The following is a 20,847-nucleotide window of genomic DNA, read 5'->3' as shown; positions in this document are numbered from 1 at the left end:
GCGAAAGCATCGTGTAATGCGATAGTATATTTTTACTTAAATCCAAAGTTGTTAAAGCGAACCAGCCGCCTCTCTCTCCCACATGCACGAAAAGAGACGGCCCGAGTCCGCGACGGACCCGGGCCTGATCGGCCTACTTGACCTCAGTCACGGTCAGCTTGCCTTCGACGCGTTCGGCGACGAACTCGATATTCTGGCCTGCCTTCAGCTTCCCGAGCATCGCGGCATCCTTGACGCGGAACACCATCGTCATGGCGGGCATGTCGAGGTTCTTCAGGTCTTCGTGCTTGATGGTGACCTTCTGCGCCTTGGTGTCGACCTTGTCGACGACACCCCTGGTGTATTCCTGTGCGATTGCGCCAGCGGCTGCGCCAACGGACAGCATGAAGGCGAGGGTGATCTTGATTGCGGTCTTCACTTTCGGTCTCCTTTCCGGGTCTATCATTCGGCAGCGACGCTGACGTCGCCGTGCATGCCGGCCTCGTAGTGGCCGGGGATCAGGCAGGCGAACTTGAATTCGCCGCCGGTGGTGAACTTCCAGACGATCTCGCCGGACTGGCCGGCCGTCAGGCGGAGCGAGTTCGCATCGGCATGTTCCATCTCGGGGAATTTCTCCATGACCTTCTTGTGCTCCAGGATCTTGTCTTCCTGGTCGAGCACGAATTCGTGGTCGCTTTGCCCTGCATTCTTGATGGAGATCTTGACCGTCTGGTCCTTGCGGACCTTGATCACGGCGGGCTGGAACAGCATCTTGCCGTCCTCGGTTTCCTTCATGCTGACGCGGATGGTCTGGGTGACCTTCGACTTGTCGCCGGGCTCGCCGACCGCCATTTTTTCACCATGTCCCCCGGCGTGGTTGCCGGAAGCGAGCGCTGGGCTGGCGATGGCCGCAAGAGCCAGTGCGAGAGTGTGGATTTTCATATCAGGTCCTTTGGTTGCTGAGGATTTGCGTCAGCCGTGTTGCATCGGCTTCGGCGTGATGGTGGTGTTTGCGTCTTTGGCCTTGGTCGCGTCCGGCAGTTCGCCGGTCCACTCCCAGGCCTGGGTTCCGGGCGGGTTTTCGTACCAGCCCGGATCGGCGTAATCGTCCGCCGAGATACCCTCGCGGACTTTCACGACGGAGAACATGCCGCCCATTTCGATGGGGCCGTGCGGGCCCCAGCCGGTCATCATGGGGACGGTGTTCTCGGGAATGGGCATTTCCATTTCGCCCATATCGGCCATGCCTTTGGTTCCCATCGGCATGTAATCAGGTTGAAGCTTGCGGATTTTTTCGGCGAGTTTCGACTTGTCCGCCCCGATGAAGGTCGGGATGTCATGGCCCATCGCGTTCATCGTGTGGTGCGACTTGTGGCAGTGGATCGCCCAGTCACCGAGATATTTCGCGTCGAACTCGTAGGCCCGCATGGCGCCGACGGGAATGTCGATGCTGACTTCCGGCCAGCGTGCTTCCGGCCGCACCCATCCGCCATCCGTGCAGGTGACTTCGAAATCGTAGCCATGCATATGGACCGGGTGGTTGGTCATGGTGAGGTTGCCGACCCGCACCCGGACGCGATCGTTCTTCGAGACCACCAGCGGGCTGATGCCGGGAAAGACCCGGCTGTTCCAGCACCACATGTTGAAGTCGGTCATTTCCATGATGCGCGGCACGTATGAGCCGGGATCGATGTCATAGGCGTTGAGCAGGAAGACGAAGTCGCGGTCGACGCGCATGAACTTCGGGTCTTTGGGATGAATGACGAAGAAGCCCATCATGCCCATCGCCATCTGCACCATCTCGTCGGAATGCGGGTGGTACATGAAGGTGCCTGACTTCACGAGATCGAACTCGTAGACGAAGGTCTTGCCGACGGGGATGTGAGGCTGCGTCAGGCCGCCGACGCCATCCATGCCTGAAGGCAGGATCATGCCGTGCCAGTGGATGGTCGTATGTTCCGGCAGCTTGTTGGTGACGAAGATGCGAACGCGGTCACCTTCGACAGCCTCGATCGTCGGCCCCGGCGACTGCCCGTTATAGCCCCAGAGGTAGGCGGTCATGCCGTCCGCCATCTCGCGCTCCACCGGCTCGGCGACGAGGTGGAATTCCTTGACGCCATTGTTCATCCGATGCGGAAGCGTCCAGCCGTTCAGCGTCACGACCGGCTGGTAGTCCGGCCCGGAGGTCGGGTGCAGCGGCGGCTGCATGTCGGCCGAGCCCATGGCCGGGGCATCCGGCAGGCCCATTGCTGATGTCTTCGTCCAGGCTCCGGCCGCCATCAGGGCGGCGCCGGCACCGAAGAGTTGTCTTCTGTTGAACATGTGAAAATCCTTTCTCAATGACCGCCGCCGCTCTCGGACGACGAAGCGACCTCGGTCCCGGCCGATGCCGCCGAGGTGCCGCCGCCATAGACGGCGGGCGCGAGGTTGGCGTCCGCGAGCCAGAAGTCTCGCTTGGCGTTGACGGAGAGCAGGATGGAGTTGATCTTATCCCGCGTGTCGGTGAGCAGCTCGAAGGTGTTGGTGATCATCCCGTTGTAGGAGAGGAGGGATTCCTCCTCGACCTTGGTGCGGAGCGGGACGACGCTGTTGCGGTAGTGGCGGGCGATGTCATAATTCGACCGATAGGCCTCATAGGCCGATCTCGCTTCCGAGCGGACGTTCACGGCCTTCTCCGCCAGCTGATTGGCCGCACGCATGTAGCCAAGCTCGGCCTTGCGCATGCGGGCCTTGCCGGTGTCGAAGATCGGGATCGCGAATTCCAGCTCTCCGGCCGCCGTCGTCTCCCACTTTTTCCTGCCGTCCTCGCCGACCTCCCTCTCGGACTCGGCTCCTGTCAGGATTGCGAGATCGGTTACGTACCGGGTCGCTTCGGTGAGGCCGTATGAACGCGCAGTGGCTTCCAGTTCGAGCCTGGCGACCTGAAGATCGATACGGTTGCCGAGCGCTTCCGCCTCGATCGTATCGCGTTTCATTGTTGTCTTCGGCAGGGGCGGCAGGCTGTTCGGCACCTGGAATTCGGCATCCGAGCCCCACAGGCCCATCTGCCTTGTCAGCTCTTCCTTCGCCAGGCGGGCAGCCAGGCGGGCCTTGGCGGTTTCACCGGCGAGTTCGGCTGCGAAGACATGCTCGCGCGCCTGCGCTCCCTTGCCCATCGCCCCGGTCTCGCCAAGCTTCTGGGCAAGCTCGGAGGCTGCATCGGCGGCCGCCTGGGCACGCTGGAGTTGGGTCACATTCTCCCATGCGGCGACCGCGTTGATCCAGGCGCGGCGCGTGTCGGCTGCGAGCTGCAGCGTGCGCACCGCAGCGTTCAGCTGCGCCTGGCGGAAACGCGTATCGGCAATCTCGATGTCGCGTTTCCTTGTTATCAGCGCCAGGAGGTTGGTGGTGATCGCGCCTTCGATTGTCTTGAACGCTTCCAGTTCCGGCGTCCCGATGCCGGAGAAGCCGATGGAGACTGTCGGGTTCAGGAGCATCGTCGATTGCCATGCGTCGGCAGCACTCTCGCCAAGATCGGCGTAGGCGGCCTGCAGGCCCTTGTTGTTGATGAGGGCGATCTGGACGGCCGTTTCCGCGTCCAGCGTCTTCCTGCCGGCAAGGAGCGCTTTTACCTTGGCGGAGGCCACTTCGGCCTCCTGCCGGTTTTGAACCCAGACGGTCTGTTTGGAGACAACCCCGCCGACCTTGGCGGAGACTGTGGCGAAACCGGCCTCTTTCGCCGCATAGTCGGCACTGCTCACGCAGCCTCCGAGCACGAGGGGCAGGGCGGTGAGAGCAAGAAGCTTTCTGATGACGGTCATGAAGCGTCTCCCTTTTTCGGAGACTGCTCTTCGTTCTGTTGTCGCCAGGGCTTGGGATCGATCGGCTGTCTGGCAACAAATCCCGAGATGGGCGAACGATACTGGAGCGGCCGAACGGAATAGGCCTGCCCGACATCCACGGGTGCAATGACATCGGTAGGAAGCGTGGATGCGCAGCCGCCCGCAATAAGCGGCAGCCCCACCACCAATATGGAAGGTTTCATCTTAAAAATCCGAATAATAGAGTCTCACGGGCAGGCGCGGTTTCACCACGGCATGCCTTCGGACCCGCAGACGCGGGGACGACAGCTATTCAGATCTTGGGCGGACGATGAAGAGGCGGCACTTCGCCCAGAATGCTTTGATCGTCGACGAACTGGCGGATTGAAGACAGGACGGGTCCGCCGACCTCGTGAGCTTCGCCGACGATAGCGAAGCCACCGCAAAAATCCTTGCAGCATTGCTGCTTGGAAAGTTGCTCGTCATCGCTCGCGGACGAGCCGTGATCATGCTGGTCGGCAACATCCTGGACCGCGGCGTCTTCGCTCGAAGCGGCATGATCGTCGCCTGACATGGCATGATGGTCATGCGTGCCAGCCACTATCGCCGGCGGCTGCACGTCGGAGAAAGCCGAACCGTGCATGGCGGCATTCGCATTGGACAGCGAGTATCCTGCCAGCGATACGATGATCACCAGCCGCACGAAAAGGAGCAGTCTGCCCAGTGCGCTCAGATACATTTTGCCCATAACCCCGGAGCTGCGATCAAGGCAGCTCCGCTTCACTATCCTCGACAGGCCTTCCAATGATTCGCGATCCTTGAGAGGCTGTTCGGGTGTGCGTCTAAGGCTTCCCCCTGCTGGAAGGTCAACATCTTTATCGCGCTCGACTGCGATTTTATCGGCGTCGGCGATTCAGGTCCCCGGCACTTCAGTCGCGGTCTGGTCGTCACGCGGGAGGATCATCCGGTCGAGCGTTGCGTCCCGCCTGATCAGCGTGTGCCAGGCAGCAGCGGCGAAGTGGAGGGCGACCATCGCCAGGATGAGATTGGAACCGATGACATGGAGTGGTGCTACGGAGAAGGTCAGATAGCTGGCGACGAAGCCAAGTGCGGCCTGGGCGATGATGACGGCATAGAAGCCAAAGTGGAGAGCCTTTGCCAGCCGATCCGCACCCGTCGGCGATATCGCCGGTGAGGGCGGCCGCCTGATCCTCAGCAGGAGCCGCAGGACCATAAGCGCCCCGATGGCCATTCCCGTATAGTTGTGAATCAGGTGCTGAAAGACATCGAAAGACGATGGCTGCATGCCCATGTGCACCGCATGATGGATCCGCTCAATGCTGCCTCCCGTCAGGTATTGCACGGGCAGCAGCCCGGCGATGACCCAGTGCAGGGCGATCTGATAAATCCTGTAACCGTCGCGCATCCGATCCTCCAAGTGTGATGGAGCATGGCGCGTCCGCGTAAAAATTGGGTATCAAATCCCGTAATAGTTGCCTGTTTTCCAAAAGCCCCTGTGCCATCAGGAACAAGATCCTGCTTTCACTGCCAAGAAGCGGTGATCAAATACCGCAGCAAAATGCCTGTGATCTCATGGCGCCGTTACGCACTTCTGCCGGAATTGTCCTGGTCGCCACTCTCCCCAACCAGCTCCCACAAATCCACCTTCTCCGCGCGCCCCTTCACCTGCACCAGCCCCAGCGGGCGAAACTCAAATCTCTCGCCGACCGCGTCGTGAATGGCCGCACTCACCAGGATCGATGTACCAAAATCCTTGTTCAACCCTTCCAGCCGCGAGGCGACATTGATCGTATCGCCCATGGCCGTGTATTGCTGCCGCGAAATGGCGCCGAAGCTGCCGACGACGGCCGGGCCGGTGTGCAGGCCGAAGCGCGTGAACAGGGCGGGGTGGCCGTTTCTGGCGTTCTCCTCGTTCAGGCAGTCGACCGCCGCTTTCATCGCGAGCGCGCATCGGCAGCCGTGTTCGGCATGTCTCACATCTTCAACGGGGGCGTTCCACATGACGAAGATGGAGTCGCCGAGATATTGCACGACGGTGCCGCCATTTTGCTCGGCGATGGTGTTCAGGAGTTCGAAATAGGCCGAGAGCGTATCGACCACGTTTTCGGGCGAATGCTGCTCGGATATGGCGGTGAAATCCCTGATATCGGTGAAGAGCACCGTCACATCCTGGCGCGTCGCCTTGACGACCGTTCGCCCCTCGGGGCTGACGATCCGTCGGACGACCTCGCGCGGCACATAGAGGGCAAACTGGCCGATGGCGTGGCGGCTCGCCGCAAGCGCAGTCGCCAGCGTATTGATCTCCGTTATCCAGGAATGCGACACGGCTTTCTCGCCGACATCGAGATCGCCGATCCTGCGCGCCTCATCGGCCAGCCGGTTGAGAGAGCGGCTGACCATGCGCGAGAGCAGCACCGATGCGGCGACGCCTGAAATGACGAAGGCGCTGGCAATCAGCAGATTTTGTCGGAGCAGCCGGTTGGCCTCCGCCACCAGATCCTCCATCGGCACGATGATTGCGGCGGCACTTCCCTCAAACAGGCCGGAGACGCTGACGGGGGCGATCTGCACCAGCTGGCTTTCGCCATCGAGCTCGATGCGCGCCAGGCCGCCATTGGCAAAGGCGGGATCGCGCCTGAGCCTTGCCACGGTTTCGAGGCTCGTGTCGAAACTGTTGGCCGTCGCTTGAACAGCGCCAGCAGTTCTCGACCATGTTGCGATGATCCTGCTCATGATGTCGGGGTCGGAATGGGCGACGAGATCATCACCGGCATCGATGATGTAGGCGCGTGCCCGCGGGGAAATCTGGCGCGCGTCCAGCAGGCGGCTGATAGTCTGCAGGTGAATGTTGACGCCGACGACCACCTGGCCATTGTCCCGCATCGGTGCTGCGATCGTCAGCGTCGGCACACCAAGCGTTCCGGCGATATAGGGGCCGACAGAGACCGTTGCGCCATCCTGAACGACGGCCTGATACCAGGGGCGCTGGCGCGGATCGAAGGATGCGTATTCGACATCCCGCTCGCCGATCGGTCTTGCCTCGATATCGAGAAACTGCAACGTCGAGATGATGTTGGCGCTCTGCCTGTCAGCGATCGTCCGGATCGCGAAAGCCGTTCCGTCGGGCGCTGCGAGCGTCTGGGAGATATCGCGCCTTCCGGTGTTGATGACCTGCAGATAGGAGCCGTCAGGATAGCCGGTGTAGATGCTCGTCGCATTGGGGACGTTTCGCAGGACCTCCAGAAAGAATTCCTGCTTCGCCTTGATATCCTGCGGCGGCGGGGAGGCAAGTTGGGGCAGGGTCGAGGCGAGCGCCACCGCCTCCATGCCGCCCTGCAGCGTATTGCGGTATCCCTCGATCAGCCGCAGGCTCATCCCGCGCATCTGCTGCACGCCGGCGCTGACCGCAGCATCGCTTCCGCGGCTGAAGGCTAGCCAGATGATCGGCATCGACGTGAACAGCAGCGATGCGACGACCAGGACGCCGAGATGCAGCCTTAAGGGTTTGGACCAGCGCACGAGACTTTCCTCGAAATGCGGGCGCGTTCGGCACAGGTTTCATCTCAAACTTGTTTGGTTGTGCAGGAATGAGCGTACCCAACTGTCGCAGCTAACCGCTTTTTGAGGGGTTATACAAGCCGGATGCGGCTGTCACACATGCCACGTTCTGGCCGATCGTTGGGGCGCGAATGAAAAGCCCGCGATTGAATGGCCCCCAAGCCTCTCGAAAATCGCCGACACTCTTCTATCTGCGCCATGGCCGGTATTTCTACCGGTTCGCCATTGAGGGCGAGGAGCGATGATTTTCGAATGGAGGCGTTTCATTGATGCCGCAGGCCGCATAGACCGGCGGGCATCGATCGGACAAGCACGCCCATGGGGCCGCGAAAAAGAGCGCCTGATGGGAACGATATTGCGCGGCGAGCCGTGTCACACACTTTTCACGCGACTCTTGCGTCCATCCATGATTATTTCACGCGCTTAACGCGTTTTGGCGGACTGAGCAGGTATAGAGGCTCGCGGACGTATTGCGTGGCGAGCCCTATAACCGGCCTCAAATTCCCTGGAGGTTTCGGCCTCTTTTTCCCGGATTTCTCGCTGGACCAGCCCGCTGCCATCTCGAGATTGCGTTGGCGAGAGCCCGTCGGGCCGTCGCCCGGACTTATCGCTTCGGAGGCTACTCGCCGCGACAGCTACTGCTCCTGCAGCCCACAGATCTCTATCTGCCTTCCCTAGACGAAGGGCGGTTCTCCATGCGGACTGCGCCTCCTTCGTTTTCCCATGATGCCAGAGCTTTCTGGTCGGGGTTCAGCTTGCGCCGCCGGGAAACCGGATAGCCAGGGGAAGGGGTCGTCGCGTCTTTCATGTACCGGATCGACAGCGCCTCTTCATGATCTTCGCCGCTTTCGGAGGCCCGGAGATTGGACGACGCATAGTCCGCGCGCTTGAGCCCACCCAGCAGGCGCCAGCGCTGCCGGCTCGCTGCAGCAGTTCCGTCTGGAAAGGTAATTTTTACCATGGCCAACCGTTCTCGCATGTTGCGATTGAGTGTTTGAAGGTGGAAGACTTTCGCCCTCCCTGTCACTGCCAGTCAAACCGCTCCCGCCGTTTGCCGAAGATCAGAATGCACGGCCGGCTGGGCTCGTGTCGGCCGGGCTCAGGTGGGTCGGGTCGTATTGGCTGGGACTTCACGTCGAGGAGGTCTTCGATCCGCTTCAAACGGTAGAGAACCTGCCGCTGGCGATCGTAAAGCCTGCCAAGCAACGCATGTTCGAGATCCAGCGGCGCCCCGATCATGCGCAGCCTTCTAAGAACGATTTCCTGGGTGGTGATATGCCGCGCCGCCTTTGCGGCGTGGAGCTGCGCGAACTTCAGATCTTTTTTCTTGTATCGCACCGATTGCATCTGTCCCGCCAATCGTTCCGTTATCCGCGCCGGGCCAGGACGCTATTCTCTAAGGCTCTCAGCTCTTGTCGCGGAGGTTTCGACGGCACGGCCGCTATGACCACGAGTCCGCAATTCCTGCGGATGCCGGCTGCAAATCAAATTCATCGTTTGCAAAATAACCAGTAGCATTCTCACCTGAGGCTTTCAAAATAATAAAATATTTTTTGCCAAGAAAAATGAAAAGTATGATTTTTGTCGTTTTTAAGATTAATAAATCCGGATAAATACAACTTTATTTTGAAATATTACTCGAAGTTTCCAATGTTTTTATTTGAAAATATTTCGATAGTAATTTAGAAGATGCTATCTGTCTGCGTGAACGTAGGATGAATTTTCAGGCATTTATGAAGTAGAACCTTCTAAATAACTGATAGATGAGCAGGGACACGGAACGAAGGCAGATCAAAGCCGGCTCACCATCGATCGTGACATTCCTGTCGTCTCTTCGCCGGTGATACGTGCGGCCGCGGGGCCGTGGCAATGCGGGGTGGGGCGCTGCTCACCGCAACGAAAGACAGCGAACAGGATATGACCACGGCATGGAACAATAAGGCTGCCGGATGGTTATATGAGGTTAGGCGACGGACATTCCCGTTGGTCGTTCAATTCCCCGGAGCCTGCATCTTCATTCTGGAGCGGCTGCCTCTTAACGCAGAAAGCAGGAGGCGGTTATGTTGAAGGTCAACCCTGGGAATATGCCCACGACAAGGTGGCGCACAGGCATCAGGTCCAGTGCGGGATTCAAGATCTGCCTATGGATACTCATTGCGGCTTGTTTTGCGATGCTCGCCTGGAGCATCATTCTTGCATGACTGCACTGACCCCGGGTTTTTCCGCCCGTCTGCCAAGTCCAATCAGTCTTCAAGGAAAGGCCCTACATGTCACCTCAAGATGAGGAACGTGCTCTCTTCGATCGTGTCTGGGCCACAGGCGCTTTAGCCGCAACAACTGATCGAGGCTCGGCGCTGGCCGACATCGCCAGCAGCAAGCCGACACTCGAACAATATCGCAAGACCTATGGCTCTCGAAAAACCGATCTCATCCGGATCATAAAACTCGGTATCCTCAAGCTCCACGCTTCCGGTGAACTGCAGGAACCGTAACTACTTCCTTTGGATGATGATATCAGGACAAGCGCCTGGCCGCAGGGGGAGCCCATGGCTGCTGCCATGTACCAGTTCGCATCCCCCGCTAAAACGGGATCATCGAGGGGCTTCCACTCAATACTCGGCAAGCCCCCCACATTGGGTTCGGTCCTAGTAATCCTACTACCGCCGCATGGCTACTTTCGTCGCGTCGCGTTTGATTCGCAATTCATCCAAAAGGGTTAGGCAGATCCGGTCAGTCATGTTGACGGGACCCTCACGATAGCCTTCCTGTCAAAGGGCGACAGGTGCAATACCCTGCCGGCCCAAAGCCGACACTCTCCCTCCACCAAATGGCTTAGAAGGCCGTCCCCGCCAGTACCAGGGCCACCGGCCGCGCCTAAGAATTCTTCTGTGGTTGTTCTTGCGCGTTACTCGCGCCAGGCTAACCGGGGTTACGTCATGAAAAGATTCATTCTCGCCGCGGCCTTTGCCGCAGCGCTCACCGCTTGCGCGAAAAGACCTGACGCCATCGTGCAGGCCGACATCCCGATGCAGGCTTATACCAATCTCAGCTGCCCGCAGCTTGCTCAGCTCCACACCACGGAAAAGAAGAAGCTCGACGACCTGTCGAAACAGCAGATCTCGGCGACCAATGGGGATGCTTTCGGGGTGTTTCTCGTGGGTGTGCCGATCGGCAGCGTGGCGGGCGGGGACAAGGAAGGCGAGGTTGCAGTGTCGAAGGGCAAGGTTTCGGCGATGGAGAGCGCGGCGCTTTCGAAGGGTGTAAGTTGTAGGTGAGGGGTAAGGAGTGGGAAGTCGGCGGCAAGGGCAGCGGGTGGCCACCTCTCCATCGTCATCTCTGTGTCTTGGTGCTAGCGCCAGGGACGTCACAGAGATCCAGTCACTGCGTGTCTGCGCGGTGAATGACACATCTGAGGTGAGGGGTGTTCGCTAGCCCAAAAGTCGCCGCCAGATGCCGGACAGGACCCGAGGCCTTTATGATGTGGAGTACCCATCAGATGATGAGCGGGTGGTGGGCACTAGGCAGGGGCCGTTCTGGTACCCCCAATCATTCCTGAACTTCTTCTGGCTCTGGCAGCTTAAAGTTCGCTGCGTCGTAATCGTAGGTTTCCACGATTATATCGGACGAAAACTCCCACCGCTGGTATTTTCGGATTATCTTGAGGATTCTTCCATCAGCATTTGAAATCCATATGTCGGAGCGAGCCTCATTCGGGAAACGATGCCATAGTGCCCTATAATGCTTCGCCGATATTGAGTTCAGCATGACCTTTCTGACGAAGCGGCACTCAGTGTACTTCGGCCCTCGTCCCATGTCATCGATCGGATAGACTTCCGGGTTGAATGAGGTCCACTTACCGCCGCGAATCTGTCGTTCATAACCGTATGGCTTATCGACAACCGTTTCCATGAACGGTTTCTCATCCTCTCGTCGGTACATAAGCACATGAAAGGCAGCCGAGCCGTGTGTTTTGAGATAGGCGCCGTTCACATCCCTGCAGGAAGGGTCCTGCACCACCGCGGAACTACTTGAGTCACCTGAGGCCAGCATGACCTCTGCTGAAGCGAACAACGCGAACGCAGCAAGGAAAAGCACTTTCAAAGACATGTTTCTAATCCCCCGATCATATCAATTTGCGTGCTGCAATCTTGAAGTCAATCACCGTTTGATGATGGGGTGGCGGTGGGGTTATTGCTCCATTGCAACAGCCTGGATACACCTCGACAATTCACCGGTTGCCGAGGGAGCATCCATGATTCTTTTCAAATGCGTTCTAGCGACACTGATAACGCTTGGTCATGCGATGGGACCGCGGGATGAAGATCCGCTGGTCAGTTGCAAAAGGCTTCAACTCTCGTTCTGCAGCGATGAGGCTGAGAAACCGCAGCCGCCATCGACCGCGAATTGAGGTCGATCGATAATCGGGTGGTGGAGAGTTGCGGACAGAGGCCCTTGACGATTAGAGGTCCGTCCGGGTTAGGCTCACGTCAGGCGCGTATACCCCGAGATGCGTTCCCCAGCCGCGTACGACGATGCCAATGCCCGGTCTCAAACTTGATCTGATGCTCTGAGGAACGTTGCACACTCGGCCGATAAGAAAAGGCATGTCTTCCAAGTGGACGGGAGCGCGGCAGATCCCTCCACCGTAAGCGGTTGCATTCTGTACAGTAAAAGGAAGCGCAACTTCATGGCCTGCGAATAGTGGGAGCAGCATCGGCCAAATTAACAGGATATTGCCTCCCACAAAGTAACCGACAAACGGACTGGTTATGATGGTGACGAGGCGCTTCAGTTTGCTCACCCCAAGCTGTTTGCCGCCTTTCCAAAAAAACCAAACAAAAAGCGCCGCAGACAGGGAGCCCGCGATAGTTCGCAGAAGATTTGTCTCTGCCACCCACTCGGCAGATGGAACGAAATTGAAAACGCCCACCACAACCGATGACGAAAAGCCGAGCAGAAACCAGGAACAAACAAAAATAAAGAAGGACAGAGGGACCAGCAATTTCCGTGGCTTGATAGAACCGTTCACAAGTGCCTCGCAGAATTGATCGGCCGATTATCTTAAGCAATTCATAGCCGGTCACCGGTTTACGAAGCAAACTATGATGGTGCGATGGGGCGACGACGCCGTTGATCTTGTCCTCCACACGTGTACGCTGTAGGTTCAACGTTTAACAATCGGCGTGATACGGCTGGCTTTCTCTATGATCAATCCTGAACTGGCAGCTTTGATATTCTTCTTAAGCAACCTATTCGCACCTCTGTTGGCAATTCGTGCTGGGCGGGCTTGGCCACGCGTCAGGATCGCGTTTCATCTTCTGGCTATCGCTTGGGTGATTTTGTCGGTTTACATGTATGATAAAGCTACCTTTGTGGCGCACCCGGAGCGGCCAGACGACTCCTATGAACCTGACGAGATGGAGCAGTTTATGTTTATCATTCCTATCTTCTTCCAGCAGGTGATCATTGTTCTTGCCTATGTAATTCGGTGGGTAAGGTTCGGGTGGAGAACCACCTGACCGTTCCACAAGATGATGGGGCGGTGGTGACTCGTTAGGCGTGGAAGTGTACGATGCTCCCCTCAAGATAGGACCAAGTGACTTGCCGGCACCAGATCAAAAACGTGAGAACTTCCTGGCAAAAGGTGACAAGCAGTCCCTTGACGACTTCATGATCCGGCGATTTCCCTCCATCCTCCTTGTCCGCACTGTGCACGAGGGTTGGAGGCTTGTCATGAATGACTTCAAAGCGTGGCGCGCCTCGACCAAAAATAAGGGGTAGCCCCTCAATCGATGTTGGGGCGGTGGGCATTTCCTGCCGATTTCACAACTCATAGATTGTCTTTTGTGGTACTGCTTCGCCGCCAACCTAAAGGAGGTCGCATGACCAGAGATGAATATGTTGAAGCGGTAAAGCAGGCTCACCTTTCATTCGGTGTACAGCTCGGTTCCGACGTCGAGAGCGCTCATGCCATGAGCGACGAAGCGCTTAAGCAGGCAATCAAGGGCCAGAAGCTGACTAACATTGAGCAGTTCGCCGATTACCAACGCTCTTGGGCTGACAAGTGGGCTGCGGATCACACGCCCGCAGACCGGGCGGGGCAGGAAAACGTTTGGCTCGGCCTCGCGCGGGACTTCGCTCAGCTTCGATTGCAGATGCAACTAGAGAAGCTGCACAGGGAATACACCGGCTCTTAATGGTAGAGTGGGTCGTGGACGTCGCTCTTGAGGTGGCGGCCCGATGTTTTTAACCTTACCGGTTGACCTTTTTCGGACTTTTTACAACCTCTGCCGCGTCGCACCATAATCACAGCTACATTTTCGGCGCTGGCGAAGAGCAAGGATTTCGGCAAGTGTGTTAGAGGCTAATTGAATTCGTGATTGATTGCGCTCTCGGCAATGACCCAGATAACAAAGGCCTATTGATGCGGTGGTATTTATTAATTTTAGTAAAATTGTTGATGAAGAAAGAGCAGAAATATGGACTTCCTTCTATAGTTTTCGGGCTATTACTGTCCGTTTTGGCTTGGATTCCATTTATATTTGTTGAAGCAACATTATATTCGGAGCTTTCGATAGGGGAAGCGCTGGCAACCTTCTGTACTTTATTGTTGTTTTCTCCCGCGGTTATTTTGTTTTATGTTTCATTTGCTTTGTTGGCTGACGAGGTTTTTGGGTATTTAACGGGACGAGCCGCGTTTGGAATGCAATCTGGTTCTCTCAAGGGCAAAATACGGCAGATAGTGGGATCTGAAGATGATGGGGCGGTGGGGTTTTAGGTGCTATTTCAATCTCGTTGTCACTGGGGCACCGATGGGCACGCTGAAGTCCGCGGATGTTACCTTAGGTGTATAGGTTTCATGGGTCCGATTGCCGCCAGACCAGAATGAATCCACACCCTCCTGCGAGCTATAGAACGCGGCGGGCTCAAACGGATGCTTCATCATCAAATCTACAAACTTTCCATCGCGACCAAGCGTTTTAAAGAATAATTCAGACAACTCTTTGTGCTCAGCTTCTCCAACTTCTTCTACGCGCGCGAGCGCATTTTCGGAAAGTTCATCCAAATCAAAGACCAGGCGTGCGATGTAGTTGCTACGCTGCCAAACCTCCATGATATTGGCGACATTATTGACCCCTCGCATCACAACGAGTTCGGTAATCCAGGCCTCGCCGTACGCACCTTCGCCGATACCGTAGTGCGCCATGCTTTTGTGCCGCAACTTCACAACGTCCTGGTGCTTCTTGATTTGCTCAGCTGAGAAGTTTTTAGCTGCTCCGATTTTAAAGCGGCCGTTTCCGTCCTCTACTGTCGCTCGATAATATAGAATAACCGCATGCAACATCAGTGGCTGGCCTAGCCCCATGCGATCACTTGCCGATGCGTCATTGAGTTTAGCGAGTTCAGCTAGTGATGAACGCACGCCCAAGAGGTCCATCCTGCACGAACGAGCGGCCAAAAACCTACCAATGCGCTTTTGAATATCCTTGTACTCGGGATGCTTTTTGAGTTCTTCCTGCAAAGCCGACAGGTTAAATGCTTCACGCGTCATGAGTAGCGGTTCCCTCGGAAGTTGAAACCGCCACATTACGCGACGGCTTCACTCAATCAAGCCGCTTCCGCCTCTCGCGCCGCCATCCATAGCCTCGTCCTTGCCGCCATGTCGTTCGCAGCAGTAGGCGCAGGGTGCGTGCCGTCAGTCGTCCGTGACGGCGCTTTCCACCTGTAATAGTCAGGCGTGTCCTTGACCGTCCCAAGGCGCCAATCAGGATCGAAGTTGATGAGCGTCTGCGGCGAGTTGGCAGTGCCGATCAGAGCCTCCAGCGACTCCATGAGCGATTCAACGTCGCCGTTCGATTCCCATTGTGGGCCGTAGCTGCCCTGATCCGAACCGTCAGCGTTCGCCCATGCAGTAGTCGTGCGCGGGCCGAGCCGCGTTCTGCCAAGCCTGATAGGCTGACCACCTGCCACAGGGGCGTTGGTCAAAATCTGCAGCCACAGTGCAGTGATGGCGTTCCGTTGGAACGTGACTGTGCCGGAATTTGCCTGCCCAACCGTCGGGAAGTTGTTCGTTCCGTACTCTTCGATAAACGTATTGCAGAGCTTGAGGTACTGGTTAAGCGTCGCCGCACCAGACGACCAAACGCCCGGCAAACCGCCATTGAGGCCGAAGTTGATACCACCACGAGCGCCCGAGACGCGAATAACGTCGAATAGGGCTTTCGAGAAGAAGCCTGCAACAACGTCCTGGATCGCCGAGCCGACACGGTCGCCGACGTTTTCCATGATGCTATCGCCGACACCGCCGTAGGTAAGCGGATCGCCAGAAACGAACTTTCCGCACAGCTTGAATGACATGAAGCGGTCGTTGGTCGGCGCAGTGCCGGTGAACGTGAAGTCGCCCGAACCGTTCATGTTGGTTATCGTGGTGACAGCCGGGTCGTAGATCTTGGAGTACATGCCGAACTGAGCATACGGCGGGCTGAAGTTGTGCTTGCACCACTTCAGGGCGTTCGCCGCAACATGGCAGTGATATCGGATGAAGTACGCCGTATCACGGATGAACCGCGACAGCCCGAACGCGGCGGGGAGAACAGTGTCGAACTTGACGAACGCTTCACCGCTCACCATCGTATAGCTCGTGAGCCCTCCGATCGTGAGCTGCACAGACTGGTTCGTCAGCGCATTGACGAGATAGACTTCGTCTATCGTCACGTCATTGCCGGGGAGCTGCAAGGCCGCAGAGCCCATCGCGAAGTTCTCTGTGACAACATTCAGTTCGTCAGCGTCGCCTGAACCGATCCACACAGGGTAGTTGCCGATAGTGTGCGTGCGGCCCGATGCAGCAGCGAGCACGGCACCGGCCATTTCGTTAGTCGGACTGATGGCGCGCAGGATGCCTGTACGAGGTGCGCCACCCCCACCGCCCTGTTATGGGGCGATGAGAGCTTCAATCCCAAGCCGACTTCCGCTTCGCTAGCCGCAAATTACCCATCTACAACCGCGCCACCCGCCTCAAATGTTCCGCAGTCGTCGTCTGAAACCCAAAAAACTCCAGATAAGCCGGTATCTGCTCAAACAGCATATCCGTCCCCACCTGATATCGGCATCCTCGCTCCCGCGCCGCCGCCAGAAACGGCGTGATCTCCTCCTTCATCACCACTTCGCCGACGAAGGTATCAGCCGAAAGCCGCGTCACATCCAGCGGCAACGGGTCGTCCTTGCGCATGCCGAGCGGCGTGGCGTTGATGACGATGTCGAATCCATCGGGGTCGTTGCCGCCGGTCGTGACCTGCATTTGCGGATAGTAGGTGTTGAGGCGGGCCTTCAGGCCGTCCAGCGCCGCCGTGTTGTCGTCGTGGAGGGCGAGGTGGGTGAGGCCGGCGCTGGCGAGTGAGGCTGCGATGGCCGAGCCGACGCCGCCGGCGCCGATCATCAGGGCGCTGGCGCCTGCGATTGCCTGGCCCTTGCGCTTGAGGCCGCGCACGAAACCTTCGCCGTCGAACATGTCGCCGATCAGTCTGCCGTCCTTGCCGAGCTTGATGGCGTTGCAGGAGCCGGCCACGCGGGCGTTGGTGGAGATTTCGTCGAGCAGATCCAAGGTCGGGATCTTGTGCGGCATGGTGATGAGGGCGCCGTGGATGTTGGACAGGCGGAAGAGCAGTTTCAGGAAGGCGGGGTAATCTTCCGGCCGGCAGCCCATGGGAACGACGACGGCGTCTATGCCCTGTTCCTCGAAATAGGGATTGTAGATCAGCGGCGCCTTGAAGCTTTCCGTCGGGTAGCCGAGATGGGCGATCAGCCGTGTGGTGCCGCTAATCATGGGGTTTTGCCTTTTAGGAATATAGTCCTTTCCGTGCTCGCCGAGGCCTTGATCGCCTCGATGACCTCAAGTGTCGCGAGCCCTTCACGGCCGCTGACGAGGGGCGTGGCCGCACCTTCGATGACATCGCAGAAATGCTGGAGCTGCAGGGTGAGCGGATCGGCCGGTGTGACGGGCAGGCGTTCCTCGGTCAGCTTCTCGCGCCAGTCGGGGCGGCCCTCGTTGGTCCAGAGGGTGAGGTCGGGGATCGTCAGCGCGCCCTCAGTGCCGCCGATCTGGTAGCAGAACTGGTCCTCCCTGGGAAAGCCGGGGTTTTCGCCCGATGTCCGCTCCCAGCTCCAGGGCGAGGGCACGGCATCGGAGGCGCTGAGGGTGGCAAGCGCGCCGCTTTCGAAACGCAGGAGCACGACGGCGGTATCTTCGACAGCATGGCCGCGGGCGGCATTGGATTCCATCGCATGCACGCTTTCGATTTCGCCGAAGAGATGGCGGAAGAGATCGACATCATGGATGAGGTTGATGAAGATCGGCCCGGCGCCCGGTTCGCGGCGCCAGGTCACCTCGAAATACTCATCGGGCTTGGCGACCCAGAAACTGCCGTTGATAGAGCGGATGCGGCCGAGCCGGCCGCTTTCCATCAGGCGTTTTGCTTCGCGGATAATGGGGTTGTGGCGGCGGTGGTGGCCGACGAGGATGGGCACGCCTGATGCTTCGGCACGGCGCACGAGGCCTGCCGCGGCCTCGGCATCATCGGCAACGGGCTTTTCGATGAGGACGGGGATGCCGGCGGCGACCACATCCAGCGCGTTTGCCACATGCAGCTGGTTGGGTGTGGCGACGATCACGCCATCGGGCCGAGTGTTTGCCAGCGCCTCGGCGAGGCTGGCAAACCAGGGCAGGCCATTGGCGCGGGCCTCGTCGCGAGCGGCGAGCGAGGGGTCGATGATGGCGGCAAGCCGGGTACGCGGCTCGGCCAATACGCCTTCGATGTGGCGCTTGCCGATCAGCCCGGCGCCCATGACGGCTATGTCGAGGGGGCGTGTGCGCGAAAGATCCGACATGAGATTTTCCTTCAGATCCTAATTGCGCAGGATTTCGCCGAGGAATTTGCGGGTCCGCTCATGGCGGGGATTGGTGAAGAATTCGGCCGGTGCCGCCTCCTCGACGATTGCGCCGCTTGCCATGAAGATCACCCGGTTGGCGACCTGGCGGGCAAAGCCCATTTCATGGGTCACGCAGATCATCGTCATGCCTTCCTCGGCAAGGCTGATCATCGTATCCAGCACTTCCTTGACCATCTCGGGGTCGAGCGCCGAGGTCGGTTCGTCGAAGAGCATCACCTTGGGGCGCATGCAGAGCGCACGCGCGATCGCCACGCGCTGCTGCTGGCCGCCCGAGAGCTGCACCGGATATTTATCGGCCTGTTCGGAGATTTTTACACGCGCAAGCAGAGTGCGGGCGCGGTCTTCGGCCTCGGCTTTCGTCACGCCAAGGGCGCGCATCGGCGCCAGCATGCAGTTCTGCAGCACGGTCAGGTGCGGGAAGAGGTTGAACTGCTGGAAGACCATGCCGACCTCGCGCCTGATCGCGTCGATCGCCTTGGCCTGATTGCCGAGCAATATGCCGCCGACGCGGATCTCGCCCTTCTCGTAGGTCTCCAGGTGGTTGATGCAGCGGATCAGCGTCGATTTTCCGCTGCCGGAGGGGCCGCAGAGCACGATGCGCTCGCCCCGGTGCACATCGATATTGATGTCGTGCAGGGCCTGGAAGGCGCCGTACCATTTCTCCACGTGGCTCATGGTGATCATGGTTTCGCCAGTCATTGTCTGGGGTGCGGGTGCGGGAACTGATGTCATGGTCTTTGGTCCGTTTCGCTAGGGCGCGGCATCAGCGCGCATGGGCCGCGTTGAAGCGCCGCTCCAGGCGGGCGCCGAGAATGGTCAGCGGGCAGCACATCAGGAAATAGAGGATGCCGACGATGCCGAAGACGGTGAGCGGCTGGAAGATCTGGTTGGAGATGATGTTGCCGGCGCGCGTCAGCTCCGTGAAGCCGACGATGGAGGCGAGCGAGGTGCCCTTGATGAGCTGCACCAGGAAGCCGATCGTCGCCGGCAGGGAGATGCGCAGCGCCTGCGGCAGGATGATATCCTTCATGCGCGAGACATATTTGAGGCTGAGGGCCTTTGCCGCCTCCGTCTGGCCGCGTGGCACGGCCTCGATTGCGCCGCGCCAGATCTCGCCGAGATAGGCGCTGGCATGGAGCGTGAGGCCGATCGCCACCGCCACCCAGGCATCGAGCTTGAAGCCGATGAGGGCGAGCCCGTAATAGGTGACGAAGAGCTGCATCAAGAGCGGCGTGCCCTGGAAGACGGCGATATAGGCCGAGGTTGCCCGCTCCAGCCACGGCATGCCGCAGGTGCGGGCCAAGGCCACGCCAAGGCCGGCAATGCAGCCGCAGACGAAGCCGACGGCCGACAGAAGTACGGTCCATTTCAGGCCGATCAGAAGGAAGATGAATTCTTCGCTGCCCATGGTGCCCTCACTTGACCGGATAGGTGAAATAACGGGCCGAGAAGAGCGCGAAGAGGCGCATCATCAGCCAGGAAATGATGAGGTAGAACACCGTGACGGTGAAATAGACCTCGAAGCTGCGGAAACTGTCGGATTCGATGCGCTGGGCGACCGAGGTCAGCTCATAGGCAGAGATTGCCGAGGCGATGCTGGTCGAGAGCGTGAGCAGCACGAACTGGCTGGTCAGCGAGGGGTAGATCGCCCGCAGCGCCGGCTTCAAGATGATCAGCCGGAAGACCTGTACCTTGTGCAGGCCGAGCGCCAGGCCCGCTTCCATCTGCCCCTTGGGAATGGATTGCACGCCGCCCCTGATGATCTCGATTGCATAGGCGCCGCCATTGATGCCGAGCGCGATGATCGCCGTCGGTGTCGGGTCGAGGCGGATGCCGATCAGCGGCAGGGCGAAGAAGAGAAAGAAGATCTGCACCAGGAAGGGCGTGTTGCGGATGAGCTCGACAAAGCCGATCACCAGCCAGCGCAGCGCCTTGATATGGGAATCCCTCAGCGCCACACCGCCGATGCCGATGACGATGGCGAGCGCCATGCCGCAAAGCGCCAGAAGAAAGGTGCCGAGACAGCCGAGCAGCAGGCTCGGCAGGCCATCGATGACGGGCGCGAAATCCAGCTGATAGTTCATGCCTTGGCTGCTCCCACCATGCCGGACATTGCCTCGATGGCGAGCTCATAACCGCGGGCGCCGAAGCCGATCATGATGGCGGTGGCAACGCGCGAGACGAGGGATTTGTGATAGATCTCCTCGCGAGCATGGACATTGGAAATATGCAGCTCGATCTTCGGCGCATCGAAGGTTTTCAAGGCATCGAGCAGGGCAATCGAGGTGAAACTGTAGCCGGCGGGATTGATGATGATGCCGCAGGCGCCCTTGCGGGCCTGATGCACGCTTTCCACCAGCTCGCCCTCGAAATTGGTCTGGCGGAAATCGACGGAAAAACCGAGGCTTTCGGCCTTTGCGAGACACATCTGCCTGATATCGGCAAGGGTGGTCGAGCCGTAGATGGCGGGCTCGCGCTCGCCGAGCAGGTTCAGGTTCGGTCCGTTGAGCACAAAGATGGTTCTGGTCATGTCGCGCACCTC

25 protein-coding genes are annotated in these 20,847 nt (G+C 58.7%); 5 read left to right on the top strand and 20 right to left on the bottom strand.

Annotated features, from left to right (window positions below):
• Positions 1-133: 133 nt before the first annotated feature.
• The 10 genes from AC1DM5_RS22770 to AC1DM5_RS22725 form a co-directional block, all read right to left on the bottom strand.
• Positions 134-418: a copper-binding protein gene (locus AC1DM5_RS22770; RefSeq protein WP_477823108.1), complete on the bottom strand. Its 285-nt coding sequence runs from the start codon at positions 416-418 to the stop codon at positions 134-136.
• Positions 419-441: 23 nt separating this feature from the next.
• Positions 442-921, bottom strand: a complete 480-nt coding sequence (locus tag AC1DM5_RS22765) for a cupredoxin domain-containing protein (RefSeq protein WP_477823109.1) — start codon at positions 919-921, stop codon at positions 442-444.
• 30 nt (positions 922-951) lie between these two features.
• Positions 952-2,301 (bottom strand): multicopper oxidase family protein, encoded by a 1,350-nt coding sequence (locus tag AC1DM5_RS22760; protein ID WP_477823110.1) that lies wholly within the window; start codon positions 2,299-2,301, stop codon positions 952-954.
• A 14-nt stretch (positions 2,302-2,315) separates the two neighbouring features.
• Positions 2,316-3,779 carry a TolC family protein gene (locus tag AC1DM5_RS22755; protein WP_477823111.1) on the bottom strand — a complete coding sequence of 488 codons (1,464 nt, stop codon included), beginning with the start codon at positions 3,777-3,779 and terminating at the stop codon, positions 2,316-2,318.
• Positions 3,776-4,003 (bottom strand): hypothetical protein, encoded by a 228-nt coding sequence (locus tag AC1DM5_RS22750; RefSeq protein ID WP_477823112.1) that lies wholly within the window; start codon positions 4,001-4,003, stop codon positions 3,776-3,778. Before AC1DM5_RS22750 ends, AC1DM5_RS22755 begins: the two co-directional genes overlap by 4 nt.
• Positions 4,004-4,092: 89 nt before the next feature.
• Positions 4,093-4,527 (bottom strand): hypothetical protein, encoded by a 435-nt coding sequence (locus AC1DM5_RS22745; protein WP_477823122.1) that lies wholly within the window; start codon positions 4,525-4,527, stop codon positions 4,093-4,095.
• Positions 4,528-4,692: 165 nt separating this feature from the next.
• A complete protein-coding gene (locus AC1DM5_RS22740; RefSeq protein ID WP_477823113.1) occupies positions 4,693-5,205 on the bottom strand; it encodes a cytochrome b in 513 nt (170 codons plus the stop codon).
• Positions 5,206-5,381: 176 nt separating this feature from the next.
• Positions 5,382-7,319 carry an adenylate/guanylate cyclase domain-containing protein gene (locus tag AC1DM5_RS22735; protein WP_477823114.1) on the bottom strand — a complete coding sequence of 646 codons (1,938 nt, stop codon included), beginning with the start codon at positions 7,317-7,319 and terminating at the stop codon, positions 5,382-5,384.
• Positions 7,320-8,019: 700 nt separating this feature from the next.
• The gene (locus AC1DM5_RS22730) at positions 8,020-8,319 is read right to left on the bottom strand and encodes a hypothetical protein (protein ID WP_477823123.1); all 300 of its coding nucleotides are present in this window, start codon (positions 8,317-8,319) and stop codon (positions 8,020-8,022) included.
• 62 nt (positions 8,320-8,381) lie between these two features.
• On the bottom strand, positions 8,382-8,717 hold the full coding sequence (locus AC1DM5_RS22725; RefSeq protein WP_477823115.1) for a hypothetical protein: 336 nt from the start codon (positions 8,715-8,717) through the stop codon (positions 8,382-8,384).
• 908 nt (positions 8,718-9,625) lie between these two features.
• On the opposite strand from AC1DM5_RS22725, the gene AC1DM5_RS22720 reads away from it, so the two are divergent.
• Both AC1DM5_RS22720 and AC1DM5_RS22715 read left to right on the top strand, forming a co-directional pair.
• Positions 9,626-9,850 carry a hypothetical protein gene (locus AC1DM5_RS22720; RefSeq protein ID WP_037107475.1) on the top strand — a complete coding sequence of 75 codons (225 nt, stop codon included), beginning with the start codon at positions 9,626-9,628 and terminating at the stop codon, positions 9,848-9,850.
• A 444-nt stretch (positions 9,851-10,294) separates the two neighbouring features.
• Entirely contained in the window at positions 10,295-10,633 is a 339-nt protein-coding gene (locus AC1DM5_RS22715) for a hypothetical protein (protein WP_477975674.1), read from the top strand.
• Positions 10,634-10,904: 271 nt separating this feature from the next.
• Here the strand turns inward: AC1DM5_RS22715 and AC1DM5_RS22710 are convergent, their stop codons facing one another.
• Both AC1DM5_RS22710 and AC1DM5_RS22705 read right to left on the bottom strand, forming a co-directional pair.
• Positions 10,905-11,465, bottom strand: a complete 561-nt coding sequence (locus AC1DM5_RS22710; RefSeq protein WP_477823117.1) for a hypothetical protein — start codon at positions 11,463-11,465, stop codon at positions 10,905-10,907.
• Positions 11,466-11,817: 352 nt separating this feature from the next.
• Entirely contained in the window at positions 11,818-12,387 is a 570-nt protein-coding gene (locus AC1DM5_RS22705) for a hypothetical protein (RefSeq protein ID WP_477823118.1), read from the bottom strand.
• Positions 12,388-12,562: 175 nt separating this feature from the next.
• On the opposite strand from AC1DM5_RS22705, the gene AC1DM5_RS22700 reads away from it, so the two are divergent.
• The 3 genes from AC1DM5_RS22700 (at position 12,563) to AC1DM5_RS22690 (ending at position 14,136) form a co-directional block, all read left to right on the top strand.
• Entirely contained in the window at positions 12,563-12,877 is a 315-nt protein-coding gene (locus tag AC1DM5_RS22700) for a hypothetical protein (RefSeq protein WP_477823119.1), read from the top strand.
• A gap of 363 nt (positions 12,878-13,240) precedes the next feature.
• On the top strand, positions 13,241-13,555 hold the full coding sequence (locus AC1DM5_RS22695; protein WP_477823120.1) for a hypothetical protein: 315 nt from the start codon (positions 13,241-13,243) through the stop codon (positions 13,553-13,555).
• Positions 13,556-13,818: 263 nt separating this feature from the next.
• Positions 13,819-14,136: a hypothetical protein gene (locus AC1DM5_RS22690; protein ID WP_477823124.1), complete on the top strand. Its 318-nt coding sequence runs from the start codon at positions 13,819-13,821 to the stop codon at positions 14,134-14,136.
• 3 nt (positions 14,137-14,139) lie between these two features.
• Here AC1DM5_RS22690 and AC1DM5_RS22685 read toward each other — a convergent pair whose 3' ends face one another.
• From AC1DM5_RS22685 to AC1DM5_RS22650, 8 genes are all read right to left on the bottom strand, one after another.
• On the bottom strand, positions 14,140-14,910 hold the full coding sequence (locus tag AC1DM5_RS22685) for a hypothetical protein (RefSeq protein ID WP_477823125.1): 771 nt from the start codon (positions 14,908-14,910) through the stop codon (positions 14,140-14,142).
• Positions 14,911-14,966: 56 nt separating this feature from the next.
• A complete protein-coding gene (locus AC1DM5_RS22680; protein ID WP_477823126.1) occupies positions 14,967-16,226 on the bottom strand; it encodes a hypothetical protein in 1,260 nt (419 codons plus the stop codon).
• Between the two features lie 127 nt (positions 16,227-16,353).
• Complete coding sequence (locus AC1DM5_RS22675) at positions 16,354-17,181, bottom strand: shikimate dehydrogenase family protein (protein ID WP_477823127.1); 828 nt, start codon at positions 17,179-17,181, stop codon at positions 16,354-16,356.
• The gene (locus AC1DM5_RS22670; protein WP_477823128.1) at positions 17,178-18,242 is read right to left on the bottom strand and encodes a Gfo/Idh/MocA family protein; all 1,065 of its coding nucleotides are present in this window, start codon (positions 18,240-18,242) and stop codon (positions 17,178-17,180) included. Before AC1DM5_RS22670 ends, AC1DM5_RS22675 begins: the two co-directional genes overlap by 4 nt.
• An 18-nt stretch (positions 18,243-18,260) precedes the next feature.
• Positions 18,261-19,037, bottom strand: coding sequence for an amino acid ABC transporter ATP-binding protein (locus AC1DM5_RS22665; protein ID WP_477823129.1), 777 nt, complete (start codon positions 19,035-19,037; stop codon positions 18,261-18,263).
• 31 nt (positions 19,038-19,068) lie between these two features.
• Positions 19,069-19,713 (bottom strand): amino acid ABC transporter permease, encoded by a 645-nt coding sequence (locus AC1DM5_RS22660; RefSeq protein ID WP_477975672.1) that lies wholly within the window; start codon positions 19,711-19,713, stop codon positions 19,069-19,071.
• 7 nt (positions 19,714-19,720) lie between these two features.
• Positions 19,721-20,389, bottom strand: coding sequence for an amino acid ABC transporter permease (locus AC1DM5_RS22655; protein WP_477975670.1), 669 nt, complete (start codon positions 20,387-20,389; stop codon positions 19,721-19,723).
• Positions 20,386-20,835 carry a type II 3-dehydroquinate dehydratase gene (locus AC1DM5_RS22650; protein ID WP_477823132.1) on the bottom strand — a complete coding sequence of 150 codons (450 nt, stop codon included), beginning with the start codon at positions 20,833-20,835 and terminating at the stop codon, positions 20,386-20,388. Before AC1DM5_RS22650 ends, AC1DM5_RS22655 begins: the two co-directional genes overlap by 4 nt.
• Positions 20,836-20,847: the final 12 nt, after the last annotated feature.

It is taken from the genome of Rhizobium sp. 01T437, from assembly GCF_056398505.1.
This window is presented reverse-complemented; position numbering and strand designations above follow the sequence as displayed.